At 67.0% G+C, this 20,881-nt stretch carries 18 protein-coding genes and 1 tRNA gene; 4 read left to right on the top strand and 15 right to left on the bottom strand.

Annotated elements, in window-relative coordinates; all coding sequences use genetic code 11:
- Positions 1-107: 107 nt before the first annotated feature.
- Positions 108-1,082 (top strand): ATP-binding cassette domain-containing protein, encoded by a 975-nt coding sequence (locus tag ACFVUS_RS41285; protein WP_387780773.1) that lies wholly within the window; start codon positions 108-110, stop codon positions 1,080-1,082.
- A 52-nt stretch (positions 1,083-1,134) separates the two neighbouring features.
- On the opposite strand, the gene ACFVUS_RS41280 is transcribed toward ACFVUS_RS41285, so the two are convergent.
- Both ACFVUS_RS41280 and ACFVUS_RS41275 read right to left on the bottom strand, forming a co-directional pair.
- Positions 1,135-2,169, bottom strand: a complete 1,035-nt coding sequence (locus ACFVUS_RS41280) for an alpha/beta fold hydrolase (RefSeq protein ID WP_387780145.1) — start codon at positions 2,167-2,169, stop codon at positions 1,135-1,137.
- 86 nt (positions 2,170-2,255) lie between these two features.
- On the bottom strand, positions 2,256-4,970 hold the full coding sequence (locus tag ACFVUS_RS41275; protein WP_387780142.1) for an AAA family ATPase: 2,715 nt from the start codon (positions 4,968-4,970) through the stop codon (positions 2,256-2,258).
- Positions 4,971-5,100: 130 nt separating this feature from the next.
- Between ACFVUS_RS41275 and ACFVUS_RS41270 the strand changes: the two genes are divergently transcribed.
- Positions 5,101-5,529 carry a hypothetical protein gene (locus ACFVUS_RS41270; protein ID WP_387780139.1) on the top strand — a complete coding sequence of 143 codons (429 nt, stop codon included), beginning with the start codon at positions 5,101-5,103 and terminating at the stop codon, positions 5,527-5,529.
- A 126-nt stretch (positions 5,530-5,655) separates the two neighbouring features.
- Here ACFVUS_RS41270 and ACFVUS_RS41265 read toward each other — a convergent pair whose 3' ends face one another.
- The 4 genes from ACFVUS_RS41265 to ACFVUS_RS41250 form a co-directional block, all read right to left on the bottom strand.
- Complete coding sequence (locus ACFVUS_RS41265) at positions 5,656-5,997, bottom strand: hypothetical protein (protein ID WP_387780136.1); 342 nt, start codon at positions 5,995-5,997, stop codon at positions 5,656-5,658.
- Between the two features lie 465 nt (positions 5,998-6,462).
- Positions 6,463-6,837 (bottom strand): cupin domain-containing protein, encoded by a 375-nt coding sequence (locus ACFVUS_RS41260; RefSeq protein ID WP_387780133.1) that lies wholly within the window; start codon positions 6,835-6,837, stop codon positions 6,463-6,465.
- A gap of 22 nt (positions 6,838-6,859) precedes the next feature.
- Positions 6,860-7,234, bottom strand: coding sequence for a cupin domain-containing protein (locus tag ACFVUS_RS41255; RefSeq protein ID WP_387780130.1), 375 nt, complete (start codon positions 7,232-7,234; stop codon positions 6,860-6,862).
- 209 nt (positions 7,235-7,443) lie between these two features.
- Positions 7,444-7,516: transfer RNA gene (locus ACFVUS_RS41250), tRNA-Lys, on the bottom strand.
- 341 nt (positions 7,517-7,857) lie between these two features.
- Here ACFVUS_RS41250 and ACFVUS_RS41245 point away from each other — a divergent pair.
- Entirely contained in the window at positions 7,858-9,069 is a 1,212-nt protein-coding gene (locus ACFVUS_RS41245; RefSeq protein ID WP_387780127.1) for an Ig-like domain-containing protein, read from the top strand.
- Between the two features lie 81 nt (positions 9,070-9,150).
- Here ACFVUS_RS41245 and ACFVUS_RS41240 read toward each other — a convergent pair whose 3' ends face one another.
- From ACFVUS_RS41240 to ACFVUS_RS41230, 3 genes are all read right to left on the bottom strand, one after another.
- Positions 9,151-9,516 (bottom strand): hypothetical protein, encoded by a 366-nt coding sequence (locus ACFVUS_RS41240; protein ID WP_387780124.1) that lies wholly within the window; start codon positions 9,514-9,516, stop codon positions 9,151-9,153.
- Between the two features lie 134 nt (positions 9,517-9,650).
- Positions 9,651-10,295: a cyclase family protein gene (locus ACFVUS_RS41235; protein WP_387780122.1), complete on the bottom strand. Its 645-nt coding sequence runs from the start codon at positions 10,293-10,295 to the stop codon at positions 9,651-9,653.
- Positions 10,296-10,366: 71 nt separating this feature from the next.
- Entirely contained in the window at positions 10,367-11,842 is a 1,476-nt protein-coding gene (locus ACFVUS_RS41230; protein WP_387780119.1) for an FAD-dependent monooxygenase, read from the bottom strand.
- 71 nt (positions 11,843-11,913) lie between these two features.
- Between ACFVUS_RS41230 and ACFVUS_RS41225 the strand changes: the two genes are divergently transcribed.
- A complete protein-coding gene (locus ACFVUS_RS41225) occupies positions 11,914-12,567 on the top strand; it encodes a TetR/AcrR family transcriptional regulator C-terminal domain-containing protein (RefSeq protein ID WP_387780117.1) in 654 nt (217 codons plus the stop codon).
- Between the two features lie 68 nt (positions 12,568-12,635).
- Here ACFVUS_RS41225 and ACFVUS_RS41220 read toward each other — a convergent pair whose 3' ends face one another.
- The 6 genes from ACFVUS_RS41220 to ACFVUS_RS41195 all read right to left on the bottom strand — a co-directional run bounded on the left by ACFVUS_RS41220 (position 12,636) and on the right by ACFVUS_RS41195 (position 20,762).
- Complete coding sequence (locus ACFVUS_RS41220; RefSeq protein ID WP_387780114.1) at positions 12,636-13,010, bottom strand: YbjQ family protein; 375 nt, start codon at positions 13,008-13,010, stop codon at positions 12,636-12,638.
- Positions 13,011-13,177: 167 nt separating this feature from the next.
- Positions 13,178-14,665: an amino acid permease gene (locus ACFVUS_RS41215; protein WP_387780111.1), complete on the bottom strand. Its 1,488-nt coding sequence runs from the start codon at positions 14,663-14,665 to the stop codon at positions 13,178-13,180.
- Positions 14,666-14,699: 34 nt separating this feature from the next.
- Complete coding sequence (locus ACFVUS_RS41210) at positions 14,700-15,770, bottom strand: Glu/Leu/Phe/Val dehydrogenase (protein WP_387780108.1); 1,071 nt, start codon at positions 15,768-15,770, stop codon at positions 14,700-14,702.
- Between the two features lie 191 nt (positions 15,771-15,961).
- A complete protein-coding gene (locus ACFVUS_RS41205; RefSeq protein WP_387780106.1) occupies positions 15,962-19,432 on the bottom strand; it encodes an indolepyruvate ferredoxin oxidoreductase family protein in 3,471 nt (1,156 codons plus the stop codon).
- 199 nt (positions 19,433-19,631) lie between these two features.
- Complete coding sequence (locus tag ACFVUS_RS41200; RefSeq protein ID WP_387780103.1) at positions 19,632-20,117, bottom strand: Lrp/AsnC family transcriptional regulator; 486 nt, start codon at positions 20,115-20,117, stop codon at positions 19,632-19,634.
- Positions 20,118-20,219: 102 nt separating this feature from the next.
- Positions 20,220-20,762: a hypothetical protein gene (locus ACFVUS_RS41195; RefSeq protein ID WP_387780100.1), complete on the bottom strand. Its 543-nt coding sequence runs from the start codon at positions 20,760-20,762 to the stop codon at positions 20,220-20,222.
- Positions 20,763-20,881: the final 119 nt, after the last annotated feature.

Raw genomic sequence — 20,881 nt, 5'->3', positions numbered from 1 at the left:
CGACCAACAATCTGGACCGTGAAACCCGTTCCAGGCTGGCCGGATTCGTCGATTCGTGGCCGGGCGCCCTCGTCGTGGTCAGTCACGATCTCGAATTGCTGGAACGCATGGACGCCACCGTGGAATTGCACGGTGCGGCGCTGGAGTCGTTCGGCGGCCCGTACAGCGCCTGGAAGCAACACCTCGAACAGCGGCAGGCGGCGGCCGTGCAGGCGGCTCGCACCGCCGAACAGGCGTTGAAGGCCGAGAAGCGGCAGCGGATCGAGGCCGAGACCACACTCGCCAGGCGTGAGCGCACCGCCCGCGCGACGCAGCGGGACGGCGGCATTCCGCGGATTCTGGCGGGCAATCGGGCCAGCCGGGCGCAGGGTTCGGCGGGGGCGATGCGCACCACGCTGGATTCGAAAGTCGCTGCCGCCCAGGATAATCTGGCCGCCGCTTCGTCGCGGGTCAGGCGCGAGGAACATATCCATCTCGAATTGCCCGATCCGGAGGTGCCGCGCGGCCGCCGCATCGCGGAACTGGGCGATGGTGATCGGCGCATCGTCATCCAGGGGCCGGAACGCGTCGCCCTCATCGGTCCCAACGGTGCGGGCAAGTCGACGCTGATCGAGAACCTGCTCGCGGGGCGGCATCCGGAGCGTGGCGCCCTGCTCACCGACCGGGTGGGATATCTGCCGCAGCGTTTGGACAACCTGGACGAGGAGGCCAGCGCACTGGACAACGTCCATGCCGCGGCCACCGCCGCCACACCGGGCGCGATTCGAAATCAGTTGGCCCGGCTACTGCTTCGCGGCGACAGCGTGGATCGGCCGGTCTCGACGCTGTCGGGTGGTGAGCGATTCCGGGTGTCGCTGGCGCGCTCGCTGTTCGCCGATCCGCCGCCGCAGCTGCTGATGCTGGACGAGCCGACGAACAATCTCGATATCGCCAGCGTGGATCAGCTCGTCGAGGCGCTGGCCGACTATCGCGGGGCGATAGTCGTTGTCAGCCATGACTATTCGTTCCTGCGCCGCATCGGCATCGATACGGTCATCGAGCTCGATGCCGGCGGCGGTATGCGGCGTCGCGACGCGCTGTAGACGGCGCGGCGCCGGGACCGGCGGTGTTGCCGGGCCCGGCGCTCGTACTCGATCAGAGGTGGTCGGCGTCGATGATCGCCTGGGCGAACGGATGCGGGGCTTCCTGCGGCACGTTGTGCCCGATGCCGTCGAGGACGCGATGTTGGTACGGCCCGGTGAATTTGCCGCGATAGCCCTTCCCGTCCTTGGCCGCACCGTCGAAGTCGCTGCCGATCGTGATGGCGGGCACGGAGATCGCCGGTCCGGTGGCGAGTCGCTGTTCGTAGGCGTCGTACCGCGGTTCGCCCGGTGCCAGGCTCAGCCGCCACCGGTAATTGGAGATGACGATGTCCACCTGATCGGGATTGTCGAAGGCGGCGGCGGTCCGGTCGTACGTGGCGTCGTCGAAATTCCAGGCCGGAGAGGCACGATGCCAGATCAGCCTGTTGAAGTCGTGCCGGTTGCGCTCGTAGCCCAGGCGGCCGCGCTCGGTGGCGAAGTAATACTGGTACCACCAGCCCAATTCGGCCTCGGGCGGCAGCGGCTGCTGCTGGGCGGCCTGCTGGGTGATGATGTAGCCGCTCACCGCGACCATGGCCTTGACCCGCTCCGGCCACAGCGCCGCGATGATGTCGACGGTGCGTGCGCCCCAGTCGAATCCGCCGAACACGGCCCGGTCGATGTGCAGGGCGTCCATGAAATCGACGATGTCGCGGGCAATGGCCGACTGCTGACCGTTGCGCACGGTCTGCGCGGACAGGAAGGTGGTCTGGCCGTAGCCGCGCAGGAACGGGACCAGCACCCGGTAGCCGGACGCGGCCAGCAGCGGCGCGACATCGGCGTAGCTGTACGCGTCGTACGGCCAGCCGTGCAGCAGGATCACGGGTTGACCGGTGGCGGGACCGAATTCGGCGTAGGCCACATTGAGGACACCGGCGTCGATCTTCTTGATGGGGCCCAGGCCGGTATTGGCTCCCGACCCCGCTCGCAGGGCCGCGCCCGGAACGGCGGGCGCGCTGCCGGAATCGGTGGAGCAGGCGGTCAGCGAAGCCGCGGCCAGGCCCGCCGCCATAACGCCGGTGAAGAGTCCGCGTCGGTTGATGTTCATGCCGTTGACGCTAGGCAGTGCACCGACGCCGCCGCGTGCGTCGGATGACGTAATCGATGTCGTTCGGCGCGTCCGCGGCCGAGCGGTCAACCTGCGGTTTCCGCCAGGGTGGGCAGCAGCGCCGCGAGGTCCCCGCGTGCGCTGATACCGAGTTTCGGGAAGATCCGATGCAGGTGCGTGCTGACGGTTCGATGCGACAGATACAGCCGCTGCCCGATCTCCCTGTTGGTCAGCCCCTGCGCCGCCAGTTGCGCGATGCTCAGCTCATGCGGGGTGAGTCGTTCCCGGGCGTCCGGATCGCGATTCGGGCTGGATTCGCCCGCGCTGCGCAATTCCAGTCGGGCGCGTTCACTCCACGCGGTGATACCGAGGGCGTCGAAAATCTCTCGGGCCGTGCGCAAATGGGTGCGGGATTCCACGACTCGGCGCTGTCGCCGCAACCATTCGCCGTAGGCCAGATGCAGGCGGCCGCGTTCGGCGGGCCAGCCGGTGAGATCGGCCCGCAATGCCGCGGCGAACAGCTCCGCCGCCGTATCGGTGGCGAGAACCGCTCGGGCATAACGCATTCCGATGTGCAGGGCGGGTGACGAGGTGGCTGCCGCCACCGGTTCCAGGTCCCGCAGCAGTTCCGTCATGGTGTCGCCGCGCCCGCTGCGGACCGCCGCTTCGGCGAGTTCGGTGAGGAAACAGACGCGCAGCGCCGGTGAATACGCCGGGTCACTCGGATTGTGAATGCGGGCCAGATCGGCGTAGGCGTCGTCGAATCGGCCCTCGCCGAGTGCGGTCAGCGCCCGGGTGAGCTGCACCGTGGCCAGCATCGGCCGTGCCCCGGCGGCCAGGCCGATCCGCTCGGCCTGCACCGTGAGCGCCGCGGCCTGCGCGTAATCGCCACGCAGCGCGGCGATTTCGGCCTGCACCGCGATGACCGTCGCATGCATGAACGGCTGCCCGGTGTCCAGGGCGAAGGTCGCCGCCTCGGCCGCGATGGGCGCGGCGGCGGCGAGGTCACCGATTCGAGCCAGACTCCACGCCTGGATCGCGAGCGCCCTGGTCAGCAGTCCCAGCTGCCCGGCGGACCGGAATCCGGGTGCGGCCGCACCGGCGAAATGCGCTGCCAGATCGAATGCGCCGACCTGGTAGGCCGCGCTGCTGAGGAAGTGATCGGTTTCGGTATCGCGTCCGGTGCTCGCGGCCAGCACCCGCAGGTGCCCGAGGACCTCGTCGCCGCGTTCGAAGGGGGCGACGATCGAATCGATCGCGAGCTTGCGCGGATCACCGTCGGGAATGCCGAAGGTGTCGGCGACCGCGAGCACGGCGCCGCGGATCTCGGGTCCGGGTTCGGACCAGAAGCACCGCGAAGCCGCCGCCCACAGAATCCGCAGCGCCGCGTCCGGGAATCCGTCGGATGCGACGGATGCCGCCAGCGCGGCCAATTCGCCGATGTGCGCGGGATTGTCGCGCATACCGTCCTCGAATCCGCTGAGCACCCATTTCGCGGTGGCCTCCTGCTCGGGCGTGAGCGGGAGTGTGCGCGCGGCGTCGACCAGCCGTTCCACGGTGTCGCGGTGACCGGAGTCGACCGCGAGTTCGGCCGCGCGCAGCAGGCGATCCGCGCGCCGGACGGGGGTGGAGCTCAGGGCCGCGGCACGTTCGAGCGCCGCGATCGCGCCGCCGCGATGGCGGGATCGTTCGGCCGCGTCCTCCAGTGCCGCCGCCACATCCTCATCGGCGCCCGATGTACCCGCCGCCCGATGCCACACCTGGCGATCCGGTGCCGCGCCCAGTGTTTCGGCCAGGGCCTGGTGCGCACGGCGGCGCTCCTCGGCGGTGGCCGCCGCCACCAGCGCGGACCGCACCAGCGGATGGCGGAAAATCACCGTGCCGGAACCGATTCCGATGAGCCGGGCGGTCACCGCGGGCGCGAGCACTTCGGAGGTCACCGGAGCGTGCAGGAGAATTCCGGTGGCGGTGAGTGTTTCGTTCGCCGAGTCGCCGTCGTTGAGGGCCGCGACGAGCAGGGCCGACCGGGTCGGCTCAGGCAGTGCCGAACCGCGCGCGGAGAACGCCCGCTCCAGCCGCTCGGTCAGCGGCAGCGCGGGCGCGTCGTCGATGAGATCGGCTGCGGCGGTGGGTAATTCCGATAGCGCCAGCGGATTGCCGTGGGCCTCGGTGAGCACCCGGTGCCGGAGTGCGGCGGGCAGGTCCGGTGCGATGGTGTCGAGCAGCGTGTTCGCCTCGTCCGCGGGCAGCGGGCCGAGCCGCATCACCGTCAGTCCGGCCTCGCGCAGCGGGGAGACGCCGGCATCGCGTGAAGTGGCCAGCACCGCAACGGGTTCGGAGTCGATGCGGCGCGCGACGAAGGCGAGCGCTTCGGCGCTGGCCATATCCAGCCAGTGCGCGTCCTCGGCGATCACCAGTACCGCGCGATCGGCCGCCGCATCCGCCAGCAGGGTCAGGGCCGCGAGCCCGACCAGGTGCACGTTCGGTTCGTCGGTGCTGTCGGACATGCCCAAAGCGGTTGTCAGCGCGTCCAACTGACGCGCGGGCAGGGCATCGAACTCGCGCCGCAGCGGGTAGAGGAGTTGGTGCAGTCCGGCGAAGACGAGATTGCGCTCGGCCTCCACCCCCGCGGTGCGCAGCACGCGCATCCCCGCGGCGATCGCGGCCGCGGCCGTGTGCTCGACGAGGGTCGACTTCCCGATGCCGGGCTCGCCCTCGATGAGAATGCCGCTCCGGTCGCCGGGGCCGTCCACGAGCGCGGCCAGGTCCTTCAGTTCGGTATCGCGTCCGAACAACGGCATGGTGCGGATCCTCCTCCGGGCCGTGAAAAGGTATCCGGGCCCGGTCGAGACCCTACCGACAACTGGATTACGTCAAGACAACGTCATCTGACAGATTCGCCGGCCCATCCTCGGCGGCGAAGGTATTTCCATGCCTACCGTTCGATTCCACCTGATGTCCACCCTCTCTCCCGCCGAGGTCATGCACGTACTCACCGACTTCGGACCCACCCGCCCGCAAACATGGCCCAGCATCGACGCCGAACACTTCGCCGTCCACGACCGCGGCGAAAACTGGGCCGAGGTCACCGAGGGCACCGCCGCCGCCTGGGAACGCGCCCGCTACAACTGGGACCCGGCCGGAAACACGGTCACCATCACCACACTCGATTCCAAACTCTTCGGCGCGGGCGGCGGCTGGGTCTTCACAATCACCCCCAACCTCCCCGGCAGCCGCGTAGACGTCGAACTGACCCGCACCCCGACAACTTTCAAGGCCAAACTGCTCGCCGCATTGCTCCCGCTGGTCGGCCCGTCCTCACTGCGCAAGTCCTTCGCCGCACCGCTGCGGGCCGCGTGATGACCACAGCCGCCACGATCCCCGAATGCCCACCGATCGCAGCACTTTTCGTCTGCGGCCCGATCGCCATGCTGATCTGGTCCGACACCGCCGTCCTACACGGCCGCGGCCCCACCCTTCGAGACCTCACGTGCTAGCCCCGCTCGGCCCGTCACCTGTGTTATCGATGGCGATGGTCGACGTGGGGTCCGACTCGGGTGGGAGCCGCTCGTTGTCGGGAGGATAGATAGGCTCCGGGCGATCGCCGAACAGGTAGTCGTGGAAGGCCCGCAGATAGTCGTCCAATTCCTGTTGATCGAAAAACCATGTGAAGGTCGGGTGGAACCATTCCTTCGGTGTCGGTCGTCGCGCGATCACGAAGTCGAGGGCTTCGCGCATCCTCTCCCGCTCCGCCGGGTTGGCAGCGAGTTCGGCGCGCAGTATCGGGGCGAAGCGCCACATCTCGTCACCGAACTCGGCGGAGTGCATGTAGACGATCGGCCAAAGCAGCCGGTCGATGTGCGGGATTTCGTCCCACCACCTGGTCACGGTTTCAGACCTCGGTTCAGTGCTCGGTCGCCGAGTTCAGCACGCCGCCAACGCAGTTCACGCTCCATTTGGGGCATGGGCGATCCTGAGAACGGCAGGGCGGCGTAGTCGACTGCGGCGGCGGCTCGACGACCTGCCTTGTACACATCAGCCCGGGCAACCCGCCGAAGCTTCTCGAGATCTTTCATCCGACGACACCCAGGGTGAGTCCGACCACGGCGGCGTGCCGCGCGAATGTCATCCCCGATGCTCGATGCCGCGGTCATCGCATCACCTCCATAACGGCAGTATTCTGCCGATTCTGGAGGTGCGGTCGACGCTCAGCGCTTCAGGGAAGGAAATTGGCAGGATATCGCCGAATGGTTCGAAAGCGCCCTGTGCACCGCTTCCGGATCGATAGCGGCGCTATTGCGCCCAGGGTGGGGCGAAGGTGTTGCCGGCGATGGTGCCGAGCATGCCGACCGAGGTGACGGCGGTGAAGGTGGCGATGGTGTCGGGTGATGGGTTGGTGATGACGAGTCTGGTGTTGGGCGGGACGGTCAGGGCGTCGCCGGGGGTCAGGCGATGTTCTTCGCCGGACATGGTGACGTGCAGGCCGATGGTGTGCGAGATGAACACTTCCTCGCGGGACATGCTGTGCTCGACGCTGATTGCCGCGGGGGCGGCGTCCACCCGCCAGATCGCCAGATCTGTGGAACCGCGGGAGGGGACGGCCAGGGGGCGGAAGGTGAATCCGTCACTGGTGAAAACGGAGGCCTGGTCGAGGTTTACGACGGTCATGGGGATGTCCTTTGTCTCGGGTTCAGGCGGTCCAGGGCGGGGTGACGGTGAGCGCGTCCAGGGTTGCGGTGATACCCGCGGGCGCGCAGCCGATCAAGGTGGCGGGCTCGGTGTCCGAGCCGTTGGACGCGCAGAACGGGGTGTGGGGCGGCACGATGACGGCGCCGCCGGCGTCCACCAGGAAGCCGCTACCGTTCAGAGTGACTGCGAGCCTGCCGGTTTCGACGATGAACACTTCTTCCCTGTCCAGGGTGTGCTCCTTGCCGACCGACCCCGGCGGCATATCGACGCGCCAGACGGCGAGGTCGACGGTCCCCAGCGAGGGGGTGGCCAGCGCACGGCAGCGTGAGTCGCCGTTTCGGAACTCGGGGGCGTCGGCGAGTGTTGTTGTGCTCAAGGGTTCTCTCCAGGTGATGAACAACGGGATCAGCCCTATTACCGTCGCGTGAGCGCCTTCTCGGAACAACGGCGTTGTGCGTATCGGCGCATAAGCACAACTGATCGGAAGTCGTCACAGGCGCGATTGCTGTCCGATACGGGGCCCTGACCGAGCCACCAAAAGAAAGAAGCCCTTGACCAGATTGTCTGGTCAAGGGCTTGTTGTTGTGCGCCATCAGGGACTCGAACCCCGAACCCGCTGATTAAGAGTCAGCTGCTCTGCCAATTGAGCTAATGGCGCGTGCTTGCTCTGCTTCGAAGCTTCCCTGTCCGGTTGGCCTCTCTGCGGTGCGGAAGAAACATTAACAGGAGGTGTGGCAGAAAGTGAAATCGGTACGTTGAGCTGGGTTTTTGGGGGAGGGGGCGATCTTGCGGGTGGGTGTTAACGAATTGGGGGTTGGTACGGATGAACCGGTCGAGCCCTAGCGGGGTGTCGGTATCGGCGTGTGGTGAGGGCGTGCGGGCTGGCAGAATGGTCGAGGCGTGGTCTCGGCCGAACCCCGTGGGCGTGGTGGTCGAGCAGGCGTGGTCGGGGCGAATCCTCCGGGCCGACTACGCACCGAGACATGGAGTGGGGTTGTAATGAGCAATGGTCAGGGCCGTTCGACGCGGTGGCGGGGATCCGTAGCCGTGCTGTCCGTGCTGGCGCTTGCGCTGGTGGGGTGCTCTTCGGGGAACTCGTCGAAGGATTCCTCCTCTGTCGCAATCGATTCCAATCCGGTCAGCGAATTGGTGAAGCCGAAGCTGGTCTCGCCCATCAAGGATGGGCAGAAGGGCGTCTCGCCCGGCGATCCGCTGGTGCTGCAGGTACAGGACGGCAAGCTCACCAATGTGACGCTCACCAATCCCGAGGGCAAGGCGGTCGGCGGTGAGCTCGCCAAGGACGGCCTGTCCTGGAAGCTGACCGAGCAGTTGGGTTTCGCGCGCACCTACAAGCTGGCGGTGGAGGCCATCGGCCTGGGCGGTGCGAGCACCTCGACCATGAGTTTCAGCACCATCTCGCCGAATAACCGCACCCACCCCTACCTGCTGCCCGCCGAGAACGAAGTGGTCGGCATCGGCCAGCCGGTCGCGGTGCAGTTCGACGAGAACATCCCGGACCGCAAGGCCGCCCAGAATGCGATCAAAATCACCACGACCCCCGCGGTGGAGGGCGCCTTCTACTGGGTGAACAACCGCGAAGTGCGGTGGCGGCCCGAGCATTACTGGGCGCCGGGCACCAAGGTCGATATCGCGGTGAACGTGTACGGCAAGGACCTAGGCAACGGCCTGGTCGGCGATACCGACATCACCTCGAACTTCACCATCGGCGAGGCGACGATCTTCTCCGCCGACGACAACACCAAGATGGTGACCGTCGAGAAGAACGGTCAGGTGGTCAAGACCATGCCGACCTCGATGGGTAAGGACTCCACCCCCACCGATAACGGCGTCTACATCGTCGGCGATCGCTTCGACAAGATCATCATGGATTCCTCCACCTACGGTGTGGCGGTGAATTCACCCGCGGGGTACAAGACGCCGGTGGACTGGGCGACCCGAATCTCCTACTCCGGCATCTTCTTCCACTCCGCACCCTGGTCGGTCGGTCAGCAGGGCTACAGCAATACCAGCCACGGCTGCCTGAACCTGAGCCCCGCCGATGCCCGCTGGGTGTACGAGAACTCCAAGCGCGGTGACATCACCATCGTGAAGAACACCGTCGGTGGCACCCTGTCCGGGGTGGACGGCCTGGGCGACTGGAATATCCCGTGGTCGCAGTGGAAGGCCGGCAACGCCGACGACAACCGCTGATCCGCAGGCATGAAGAAGGGGCTCCGGCATAAGCCGGAGCCCCTTCTTACTGCTCGATCGTGCCGCCCCCCGAAAGTTTTCCTACAGGGTCGGCAGTCCGAGACTGCCCTTGCCGTTCAAGCTGTCACAGCCGAATCCGGTCTGGCCCAGCACGGTGGCCGCGCTACCGGTGACCGCGCACAGCGACTTGTAATCGCCCAGCAGCATCTTGTCCAGATTCGGCAGGCCGAACGATCCGGTGCCGGTGGAGCCGGTGGTCGCGAGTCCGCCCGAGCTGCCGGTCTTCGCCGATCCGGAGGCCGAGCCGGTGACCTCTGCCTGCATGGGATCGTCGCTCTGAGTCTTGCTGGAGGCGTCCGTGAGAGTGATCTCCGCGGAGGCAACCGCGGGGGCGGCGCTGAGAATGGCCGCCGTGGCCAGCAGAGTTGTTACGGTACAACGCTTCACGTAATGGTCTTCCTTGATCGAGCCTGGGTCGGGGGCCCCGACCTCCCCCATGTGAGAAGCAGTCTACGAAGATCAAGTGGTATGCGCCACAAAATCAGGTCCAGTGCTGTTTCAGTCACAATCGAATGGGTAGGTCACCCGATGCGAGCGATCGCTCGCACGGGCGCTCCATCCGCGCCGGGCAGGTGCAGGGGCAGTAGGGACGCCTCCACGCGATGACCCAGCTGCTGTTCGCTCAGCACCCGGTCCAGCGCGGTGAGGTTCTCGGCGATCACAGCGTGCGCGCCGCACAGGATTCTATGCGACGGAATGTCTTGCGCCGGAGTCGGATCCACGCTCAGCGTATCGATACCGACGGTCCGTATCCCGGCCTCGACCAGGTACGCGGCCGCCGCCGGATCCAGATACGGATGGGCCAGGTAATCGGGGGTTCCCCAGTGCTCCGACCAGCCGGTCGCGATCAGCACGATCTGCCCCGCGGCGACCTTGCCCTGGAAATACTCCGGGCCGATCGCCGTGCGCGGCCCGAGCCCCCGCGCGTCCACCACCGTCGCCGGTCCGATGAACCGCTCCAGCGGCAGCGCGTCCAGCGCGGGCAGCGCGTCATCGATATGGAAGGGGGCGTCCACGTGCGTCCCGGTCTGCGATCCCATATCCACGTGCAGCACGTTCACCCCGTCGACGGCGACGGTCAGCGCCGGGCGAATGCTCACCTCGGGATCGCCGGGATATACGGGCATTGCGGTCCGCAACGGGACCGACAGGTCGATGATGCGCACGCGCTCAGCCTAGAACCCGAAGCGTGGGCAGCCTAGAACCTCGGGTTCCGGACGGCTCGGAACCGGGCGGTTCAGGCAGCGCCGAACCAGTCCTCGAGGGCTTCGTCGAGTCCCGGCAGCCCGGGCTCATCGGTTGCCCAGGCCGCGTAGCCGTCCGGACGGATCAGGATCGCGGCGGGGACCGGGATTGGGCCGACCCCGGGAACACGCCACGACGTTCCCGGGGTGTGGGCGGTGACGATGTCCACTCGAGCACTCCATTCCGGGCCGACGGGGGACTCGGTCTCGTTGAGCAGCAGCAGGATTGGACGGGCCCGGCGCAGCAGCTCGTAGACGCGGGCGGTGCCGGTGGCGGTGCGCAGGATGGCGTCGGGGACGCGGCGGCCCGCCAGGGGATGCTCGCCTTTGGTGTCGTAGTGGATATCCAGAGCGGTGATCTCCAGGCCGAGGCGGTGCCGGACCGGATCGGTGGCGATGAGGTCGCTCATGACATCGCGCAGGGCATCGGAATGTGCGCCCGGACGCATGAGGGCGGTCTGCGCGCGGGTGTTGTGCAGCACGCGGGCGGCGATGGGGTGGCGCTCGGATTCATAGGTGTCCAAAAGGGATTCGGGGGCGGTGCCGTGTACGGCGGCCGCGAGTTTCCAGCCGAGGTTGACCGCGTCCTGGATCCCGAGGTTCTGGCCCTGCCCGCCCGCCGGATAGTGGATGTGCGCGGCATCGCCCGCGAGGAAGATCCGGCCGACGCGGTAGCGCTCGGCCTGGCGGGCCGAATCGCCGTAGTGGGTGACCCAGCGCGGGCTGTGCATGCCGAAGTCGGTGCCAGCGAGTTCGGTGAAATGGGCGCGGAAATCCTCGAAGGTCAGTTCGGTGCCGCGCGGCAGCACCAGGTCGTGGCGTTGCACGATGAGCCGGTACCAGCCGGGCTCGAATTGGATGGCGGAGTAATCGCCCGCGGCGGCGCGGCGGCCGAAGAACGGTGCGGCGGGCGGCTCGGCGAGTTCGACATCGGCGAGCATGCCGGTGGCGGTGGCATCGGTGCCCGGAAAGTCGATACCGGCGAGCTTGCGCACCGCACTGCGGCCGCCGTCGCAGCCGACCAGATAGGCGGCGCGGATGGTGCGCGGATGCGCGCCACCGAGGTGCACGTCCACGCCCGTATCGTCCTGCGTGAATCCGGTGACGGGTGCGTCCCACACCGTCTCGACGCCCAATTCGGTTGCGCGGCCTTCGAGTTCGCGTTCCATCACCGATTGCAGGATGGCCAGCATGTGCGGGTGTTCGGTGTCGAAGTCGCTGAAGTCGAGCGGTAGTCCGCCGAAGTGCCCGGCCTGCATCCGGCGGCCCTGCGGGAGCAGCCGGTCGAGCATGCCGCGCTGATCGAGGATCTCCATGCTGCGGGCGTGAATGCCCCCGGCGCGGGATTCGCCGGTGCGGGCCGGGAGACCGTCGACCAGGGTCACCCGGACTCCGGTCAGGCGCAGTTCGCTCGCGAGCATGAGTCCGGTGGGTCCGCTACCTGCGATAACGACGTCGGTGGTTGCCATGACCTTCTCCTTAACAACGTTAAGTCTTTAACGCTGTTAAGGAGAGCATGACGCCTGTTAAGGTGTCAAGGGTGAGCGAGAAACCGGCTGGGAAGCTCGATACCAAGGCCATCGCCCGGGCCGCCCTCGAACTGCTGGATGAGGCCGGTCTCGACGGACTGACCATGCGCAAGGTCGCCGCGGCGCTGAATGTGCAAGCGCCCGCGCTGTATTGGCATGTCAAGAACAAGCGCGAACTGCTCGACGCCATGGCGCAGCACATCTTCGTGGCGGCCGTCGACGGCCTGGAAGCGCCCCGGCAGGGCGTGGACTGGCGGGAGTGGCTCATCGAACTCGCGCAGCGGCTGCGGCAGTCCATGCTGCGCTATCCCGATGGCGCGCGCGTCTCGGCCGGAACCTTCATCAGCGACGAAGCCATGTGGCGCACAGTGGAATTGACCCTGCGCACGCTGGAGGACGCCGGGCTCGCACGCGATTCCGCCGAGCGCGTCTTCCCCATCCTGCTGCACTACACCACCGGTTTCGTCATCGAGGAACAGGCGCGAACCGGCGTCGAATACGCCGAGAACCCCTACGCGACAGGGCAGCTGGAGCAGGCCGTCGATTCCGGCCGCTATCCCCGCACCGCCCGCATGATCACCGGATTCGCGGCGATGGACCCGGATGTGGAGTACCTGAACGGACTTCGCGTCATTCTCGCCGGAATCGACGCCGCACCGAAGTAGGGCCGGAACAGGCTTCAGCCGCGGCCCGTTCGGACCGCGGCTGAGGTATTCGCTGCTGTGCGAGCCGGTTACAGCTTGTTGCCGCGGATGCGGACCGCGGTGCCGTAGGCGCAGATCTCCTGGCCGATATCGGCGAAATCGTTGGCGTCGAAGCGCATTGCCAGCACGGCGTCCGCGCCCAATTCCAGGGCGTGCTCGATGAGGCGCTGGCGAGCCTCCTCGCGGCTGTCGGACAGCATCTTGGTCATACCCTTGAGCTCACCGCCGAACATGGACTTCAGACCCGCGCCCAGCTGCGAACCGAGGTGCCGGCTGCGCACGGTGAGGCCGAAGACATCGCCGAGCACCTCGGTCACCTCGTAGCCGGGCAGATCGTTCATGGTGCTGACGATGACGTGGTCCGTGCCGATGCGGGTGGAGGTGTGGTCCTCGTTGACGCTCATGTCGTTTCCTCTCGTCGATGCGTACCCCTCGATCCTCGGTAATCGGGGGTGCGCTCGACATCGCCCACAGGTCCCGAGCAGATCGGTCTCAGGTCCCGAATCGGGTCATCCCCGAGTAGCGCGAAAGTGCGAATCATCCCCCTCATCGGGATGATTCGCACCCCGAGTCAGCTGACGGGCGAGGTTTCCGGCTCCTCGTGCGCCTGCCGCCGCAGCACCGAATGCTTGCGGCTGTAGGCGAAGTAGACGATCACGCCCAGCGCCATCCAGACCACGAAGCGCAGCCAGGTCTCGATGGAGAGGTTGAGCATCAGCCACAGGCATGCCAGCGCACCCAGGATCGGGACGACCGGTACGAACGGGACGCGGAAGCCGCGCTGCAGATCCGGGCGGGTGCGGCGCAGGATGGGAACGCCGATCGACACCAGCACGAACGCGACCAGCGTGCCGATATTCACCATCTCCTCGAGCGTGCCGAAGTCCACGAAACCGGCGAGCAGCGCACAGACGACGCCGACGATGACGGTCAGGCGCACCGGCGTGCCGTGCTTACCGGTGCGCGCCAGTCCGCGCGGCAGCAGCCCGTCCCGGGCCATGGCGAACAGCACCCGGGTCTGGCCCAGGAACATCACCATCACCACCGTGGACAGGCCCGCGAGCGCGCCGATGGAGATGATGTTCTTCACCCACATATCCCCGTGCAGTGCGAAAGCCGTTGCCAGGGTGGCGTTTCCATTGGCCAGCGCGGTGTAGGGGACCATGCCGGTGAGCACCAGCGAGACCGCGACGTACAGCACGGTGACGATCGCGAGCGAGCCGAAGATGCCGCGCGGCACATTGCGCTGCGGATCGCGCACCTCCTCGGCGGTGGTGGCCACGACATCGAATCCGATGAAGGCGAAGAACACCAGGCTGGCCGCGGCCAGCAGGCCGTACCAGCCGAAACTCGTTCCGCCGGAACCGGTCAGGAAGCTGAACAGCGACTGATGCACCCCGCCCGCCCTCTCCGAAGGCTGTGACGGCGGAATGTACGGGGTGAGATTGGAGGCCTTGAAATAGGTCGCGCCGACCACCAGCACCAGGGCGATCACCGCCAGCTTGATACCCACCGCGATGGCCGACACCCGCGAGGAGAGTTTGGTGCCGGTCGCCAGCAGTACACCGACCGCGGCGATGATAAGCACTGCGCCCCAGTCGAAATGGATCGAGCCGAGTTCGAGGATGGGCGGGCGGGACCCCAGTACCTCACCGAGATACTGGGACCAGCCCTTGGCCACCACGGAGACCGCGAGCGCGAATTCCAGAATCAGATCCCAGCCGATGATCCACGCGATGATCTCGCCGAAAGTCGCGTACGCGAACGTGTACGCGCTGCCCGCCACCGGCACGGTCGAGGCGAATTCGGCGTAGCAGAGCGCGGTCAGCCCGCACGCGATCGCCGCGAAGACGAACGCCAGCGAGACCGACGGCCCGGCCACCGTGCCCGCCGTGCGCGCGGTGAGGGTGAAGATGCCCGCGCCGATGACGACCGCGACGCCGAAGACCGTGAGGTCCTTGGCCGTTAGATCCTTGCGTAGCTTGGCATCCGGGTCATCGGTGTCCCGGATCGACTGTTCCACTGATTTGGTGCGGAATAACCCGCTGGTGATCGCCACTTCTGGTCTCCTCCTTGAAACTCCGGCGTCGCGGTCAGATGGCCCGCGGGATGGCGTCGAGCCGGCGCTCGGCGAAACGATTCGCCGCCGCGCCGGTGCCGATGCCGGAAGCCTTTGCCGCCGTGATGATGTCGCGGCAGCGGTCGTAGATGGCCGTCACATCGGATTCGATGGCGGCGGGGTCGGCGGTGCGCAATTCGCCCGCCACCTGCATGAGGCCGCCCGCATTGGCGACGAAATCGGGGACCCAGGTGATACCGCGCTCGGTCAGCGCGTGCTCCACCTCCGGGGTCGCGAGCTGGTTGTTGGCCGCGCCGCACACCAGCTTCGCCTCGATGGTCTCGGCGGTGGTCGCGGTGAGAATGCCGCCGAGGGCGCACGGGGCGTAGATGTCCACGGGTGCGGTGGCGACGGTGCTCAGCAGGCGCACCGAGGGGTGCTGCCGCGAAATACGCTGTAGGGCTGCGTCATTCACATCGGTGGCGCATACCTCCGCGCCGTCGGCGAGCAGCATGGCGATGAGCTCGCCGCCCACCTTGCCGACGCCCTCCACGCCGACCGTGCGACCCGCCATCGACGGTGCGCCCCAAACGGATTCGGCTCCGGCGCGCATGGCGTGGAAGACGCCGAGCGCGGTCAGCCGGGCACTGTCACCGGACCCGCCCGCGGCGGTGCTGCGGCCGGTCACGAAGGCGGTGTGCTTGCCGATGACATCCAGGTCATCGGTATTGGTGCCGACATCGCCCGCCGTGATGTACCGGCCGCCAAGGGTATTGACGAAGCGCGCGTACGCGGCCAGCAACTCCTCGGTCTTCATGGTCGCCGGATCGCCGATGATGACGGCCTTGCCGCCACCCAGATTCACCCCGGCCGCAGCGGCCTTGTAGGTCATACCCCAGGACAGTCGCAGCACATCCTCCAGCGCCGCCGATTCGCTCGCGTACGGATAGAAACGGGTACCGCCGAGCGCGGGCCCCAGCGCGGTCGAATGAATCGCGATGATCGCCTTCAACCCGCTCTTATCGTCCTCGCAGAACACGACCTGTTCATGGCGTCGCGAGCTCAGTTCCTGCGAACGGCCGAAAACGCCTGTCTCGGTGTGCATTGCGGTCACAATCGATTCCTCTCTGGATGCCGCATGGTGGCGGCGGGGTGGGGTGCCGCTTGTGGCGGCATGCCGGTTCACGCCGGGTGTGGCGCTACCGGTGTGGATCCCGGCCGAACGCACGCCGGGATGACGAGGGAGTGTCTGCGTGGAGGTTGATGGGGCGGTGCGGAAACCTCACGCAGTGGATGTCAGTCGAGGCCCAGGTCGCGCAGGCCGGACCAGTACAGGTCGACGTTGGCGAGTTTGACGTCCTCGTAGCCGCGGACCAGGTCGGGGAGGGTGGCGGCCCGGGTGGCGGTGTCGTAGTTTTCCGGGGTCAGGGTGGTGGCGAGGCGCTGGACCAGGGCGGTGTAGTGGGTGAGCAACTCGCGCTCCACCTTTCGGACGTGAGCGTATCCGAAGGGGTCCAGGCGGGTCCCGCGCAGCGACTTCCCCTTGGCGAGAAGCTTCAGCGCCACATGGGATTTGGGTCCGAGGCCGATCTTCTTCTTGCGGCCCATCGCCCGCAGGATCGGCGGGTGCAGCTTGTAGGTGAGGTTCTCGCCCTCGGGCACCTGTTCGCGCACCTGGGCCAGGAAGGCGGGGTCCACCAGCAGGCGGGCCACCTCGTACTCGTCCTTGTAGGCGGTGAACTTGTGCAGGCCACGGGCGACGGCCGCGCTGAACTCGGTGCGCTCGGTGACGGAACGTTCTGCCGCCCAAACGGACTGGACCGTGTCCACGTATCGACGGGCTACCTTGACGTTCTGATACCGCACCAATTCGGCGGCGCGCAGTTCCACCAGTCGGCGCACCTCGCCCTCGAAGCCGGTTCCGGCCAGCAGTTCCGGTGCGAGCGTCGCCGGAGCGCGCTGCGGCACAATCGGTTCGACTGCGGCGGCGAAGGCGGCGGGATCCGCGATGGCGACCCGGCCCCAGCGGAAGGCGGCGATATTGGCCGCCACCGCGACCCCGTTGATGCCGATGGCCTCCTCGATCGCCGCGGCGGGCAACCGCAGTCCGCCGGTTTGGAATGCCGCTCCGACCATCAGGAAATTGGCGGCCGCGGTATTACCGAACAGCTTCTCGGCGGCAGCCAGCGCGTCGAAATGACTCAGCGAATCCGATACCGCGGCAAGGCGATCCAGCAATTGCGGCGTCTCCGGATAGCTGACCGACTTGTCGTACACCATGTCACCGGTGGGCGTGCGGCTGGTGGAGGCGATTGCCACTGTGCCGGAGGGGCTTCCGTACTGGAGGTTCTTCGGATCGGCGGCCGTGAGCAGATCGATCGCGATCACGCAGTCCGCGCTGCCCGGGGTGAGCCGGTTGGACGGCTCCAGCGTTCCGGTGGAGAACCGCAGATGCGAGACGACCGGTCCGGCCTTCTGGCTCAACCCGATCTGATCCAGGCTCTCGACCTCGTACCCGGCCCGCAGCGCGGCCGTGGCCAGCACCTGATTGACCGTGACGATCCCGGTTCCGCCGATTCCGGCGAGCAGCACATTCTGGGTGCCGACCGGTGCGTCCAGCCCGGGATCGGCCACCACCGGTGGCTCCGTCCGCTTGCGGGATTTCTTGCGCCCCTTGGTATCCGGCACCACTTCGACGGTCACGAACGACGGGCAGTCACCGTCCAGGCAGCTGTAATCGGTATTGCAGGAGGTCTGATCGATGCGCGTCTTGCGCCCGAACTCGGTCTCGACCGGTTGCACCGACAGACAATTGGACTTCACACCGCAATCCCCGCAGCCCTCGCAGACGGCTTCGTTGATCACCACGCGGGTATTGCGCACCGGCAGCGTGCCGCGCTTGCGCTGGCGGCGTGCGTCGGCGGCGCAGTGCTGGTCGTAGATCAGCACGGTGACGCCCTCGATCTCGCGCAGCACCCGCTGTGCCTCGTCCAGCCGATCGCGATGCCACAGCAGCGTGCCCTTGGCCAGCGCGCGCCGATTGTGCCGCTTGGGTTCATCGGCGCAGATGATGATCCGCTTGACGCCCTCGGTGGTGAGCTTGTGGGTCAGCTGCGCCACCGACAGGATGCCGATGGCGTCCTGTGCGCCGGTCATGGCGACGACCTCGTTGTAGAGCAGCTTGTAGGTGATGTTCACCCCGGCCGCCACGCACGCCTGCACCGCCAGCTGTCCGGAGTGGAAGAACGTTCCGTCCCCGATGTTCTGGAACAGATGCGGCACATCGGTGAACGGCGCCTGCCCGATCCACTGACTGCCCTCACCGCCCATCTGGGTGAGCCCGGTGACCGCGCTGTCGCTGCGCCCGGACATGGTCACCAGGGTGTGGCAGCCGATACCGCCGCCGCCGATCGAGCCCTCCGGAATCGCGGTGGAGCGGTTGTGCGGGCAGCCGGAGCAGAAGTACGCGGTGCGCTTGGTGGAGAGCACCTCCAGCGAAAGGGCAGGCGGTGCGGCCCTTTTCAGCTCGACATGGGCGCGCAATACCCGGCGCAACGGGGCCAGGAGGCGTCCCGGGGTCAGCTCGCCGTCGGCGGGCATGAGCAGCGCGCCGCGCTCGTCCTGCTTACCCAGGATGCGCGGGGCATCGGCGGTGCCGTAGAGGATTTCGCGAATCTGCGTCTCGATGAAGGCGGTCTTGTCCTCCACCACGATCACCTGTTCAAGTCCGTGTGCGAACGCGGTGACCTGCTGCGCCCCAACGGGATACGGCATCCCGATGCGCAATAGTCGGATACCCGCGCGATGCATGACCGCCTCGTCGACACCCAGATCCAGCAGCGCCTGCCGCACCGCGTCGAAGGTGGTGCCGGTGGCCGCGATGCCGATCCTGGCGTCCACCGGATTCACCTCGATGACGTCGAGATCGTTCAGCGCCCCGAATTCCCGCACCGTGGCCCAGCGCGGACCGTACAGATCCGCCTCGGCGAGTACGCTGTCCGCCGGAGCCGCCATCGGCCGCTGCCGGTAGACGAAAGGCTTTCCCTCCCAATGCACTTCGGGAATCGTCAGCGGCAGATCGGCGACCGAGGCATCCACCGTCCAGGCCCCGTCCGCCACATCGGCGACGATCTTCATGGCCACCACGCAGCCCGAAGCCCGCGACAGCGCGACCCCGGCCATCCCCATGGTGATGATCTCTTCCGCATTGCGCGGGAACAGCACCGGCACGCCCATGGCGGCGAGCGAACGCTCACTCACGGCGGGCACGGTGGAGGATTTCGAGGCCGGATCATCGCCGACCAGCAGCAGTACCCCGCCGCGGGCATTGACCCCGTACATATTCGCGTGCCGGATGGCATCGGTGGCGCGATCCACGCCCGGGCCCTTGCCGTACCAGACCCCGATGACCCCGTCATGGGTGGCGCGGCCGGCGGGCAGATCGGCCTGACTGCCCCATACCGAGGTGGCGGCGAGTTCCTCATTGAGCCCGGGCACGAAGGTGATGTCGTGCTCGGACAGCACATTCGGCATACCGAGCAGCATTTTGTCGACCCCGCCCAGCGGGCTGCCCTGATATCCGGAGACGAAGGTGGCGACTCGGCGGCCGACGCGGATATCGCGCACATGCTGTTCCACCAGTAACCGGGCGATGGCCTGCACCCCGGTCAACAGGACCGGTCCGGCGCCGGAGCGATAGCGGTCGGCGAGGTCGTACGGGGCGGCCGGGTCGGCCTGCTGCGATGAGGGGCAGGCAACGCTGGTCATGAACGGTCACCACTCTTTCCACAGCCCAGATCGTGAGCTGCAAACGACAGGGACTAAGCACTCGGTGCTGCGAAATCTGCCGTCAGTGGGTGATCTGTGTCAACAGAAGGCCGAAAAGTTGATCAGACTGCTCAAAAGTGATCTGTGGCACTTCTGGCGGTGCAACATTCTGCTCGAGGAATGAGAGACCCGGGTCACATCATGTCGGGTTCGCCGTTTTTGTCAGATGCTCGACGAGCGGCAGCGAGCGGTACTCGATCGGCGTGGCAAGCGCCAGCATGGTTTCGGTATGCCGCACCCCGTGGATGGCGTGCACGCGCTGGATGATCCCGAGCAGATCCTGCTGCGACTGCGCCGCGATCCGCACCAGCAGATCCGAGCGGCCCGTGGTGGCGTGCACCTCGAGCACATTCGGGAACTCGCGCAGCGCCTCGACAATGCCGTCGATCTTGTTCTGATCCAGTTCCACGCCGAGGAACGCGTGCACCGCGAACCCGATGGCCTGCAAGTCCACCGAGGGCGGATAGCCGCGCACCGCACCCGATGCCTCCAGCCGTTTCATGCGGGCCTGCACCGTATTTCGCGCGATCTTCAACCGCTGCGCCAACTCCAGGATCGGCGCTCGCGGATCGGCCGCCAACTCCGCCAGCAGTGCGGCATCGAGTGCGTCGATCTTGATGGTCATGCCGCATTTTCGCATGGCGGCGGTGGGTGACTCGGGTGTGCCGGGAATGTGGCCGCGTAGGGGAACGGATACGCGGCCCCCGTACCTTTCGCGGGCGGCCGGTTACGACACCGCGCCGATGAAGCCGCCGATAGCGGCACCGATGGCACAACCGAATATGGCTCCGATCAGGAAGAACCAAATGCCGATGACGATGCCGACCAGACAACCGACCGCTGCCCCGGCCAGTATCGCGCCGCCATTGGCATCAACGGTGTGCACGAAGGGCAGTCCCTGACTACTGGTGGCTGCGGCCGTCGGCCCGCCCACCGGGGTGAGGGTCAACTCGGTGGCACTGGCCAGAGTCGGTGTGACGGACAGGGATTGGCCCACATCCGTTTGCAGGGTCGTCGGGATGGCACCGACGATCGTGCCGTCGTCCGCGACCACCTGTACCGCGTCCGGGGTCAGCACGAAGTGGCCGGAGGCGAGGGTGACGAGGGCGTTCGAATGATCGGCGGCGAGGGTGGTGGTGTAGCCGACCTGGCCGTCCACGCCGCTGAGAGTGATATCGGCGAGACCGGCTTCCCCGTGTGCCGTCGCCATGGTGGTTACGGTGGCTGCGATCGCGAGAATCGCCGTGGCCACCAGTTTCTTGATGAACATTGTCTTTCCATCCGTCCGGGTTTTCCTTTGCTGTTCCCCCGACGAACGGCACCGGATGTCTGTCGATTATGCGCTTGCGGAGGGTTAGCTGTCGATGGTTTCTCGATCTTGTGAGCGTC

The organism is Nocardia sp. NPDC058058 (assembly GCF_042885355.1).
Taxonomy (GTDB): domain Bacteria; phylum Actinomycetota; class Actinomycetes; order Mycobacteriales; family Mycobacteriaceae; genus Nocardia.
This window is presented reverse-complemented; position numbering and strand designations above follow the sequence as displayed.

Coding starts and splice junctions, on each gene's coding strand:
- ACFVUS_RS41285 (WP_387780773.1), top strand. CDS start 108: ATGGACGCCACCGTGGAATTGCACGGTGCGGCGCTGGAGTCGTTCGGC.
- ACFVUS_RS41280 (WP_387780145.1), bottom strand. CDS start 2,169: ATGAACATCAACCGACGCGGACTCTTCACCGGCGTTATGGCGGCGGGC.
- ACFVUS_RS41275 (WP_387780142.1), bottom strand. CDS start 4,970: ATGCCGTTGTTCGGACGCGATACCGAACTGAAGGACCTGGCCGCGCTC.
- ACFVUS_RS41270 (WP_387780139.1), top strand. CDS start 5,101: ATGCCTACCGTTCGATTCCACCTGATGTCCACCCTCTCTCCCGCCGAG.
- ACFVUS_RS41265 (WP_387780136.1), bottom strand. CDS start 5,997: ATGCACTCCGCCGAGTTCGGTGACGAGATGTGGCGCTTCGCCCCGATA.
- ACFVUS_RS41260 (WP_387780133.1), bottom strand. CDS start 6,837: ATGACCGTCGTAAACCTCGACCAGGCCTCCGTTTTCACCAGTGACGGA.
- ACFVUS_RS41245 (WP_387780127.1), top strand. CDS start 7,858: ATGAGCAATGGTCAGGGCCGTTCGACGCGGTGGCGGGGATCCGTAGCC.
- ACFVUS_RS41230 (WP_387780119.1), bottom strand. CDS start 11,842: ATGGCAACCACCGACGTCGTTATCGCAGGTAGCGGACCCACCGGACTC.
- ACFVUS_RS41220 (WP_387780114.1), bottom strand. CDS start 13,010: ATGAGCGTCAACGAGGACCACACCTCCACCCGCATCGGCACGGACCAC.
- ACFVUS_RS41210 (WP_387780108.1), bottom strand. CDS start 15,770: ATGCACACCGAGACAGGCGTTTTCGGCCGTTCGCAGGAACTGAGCTCG.
- ACFVUS_RS41205 (WP_387780106.1), bottom strand. CDS start 19,432: ATGACCAGCGTTGCCTGCCCCTCATCGCAGCAGGCCGACCCGGCCGCC.
- ACFVUS_RS41200 (WP_387780103.1), bottom strand. CDS start 20,117: ATGACCATCAAGATCGACGCACTCGATGCCGCACTGCTGGCGGAGTTG.
- ACFVUS_RS41195 (WP_387780100.1), bottom strand. CDS start 20,762: ATGTTCATCAAGAAACTGGTGGCCACGGCGATTCTCGCGATCGCAGCC.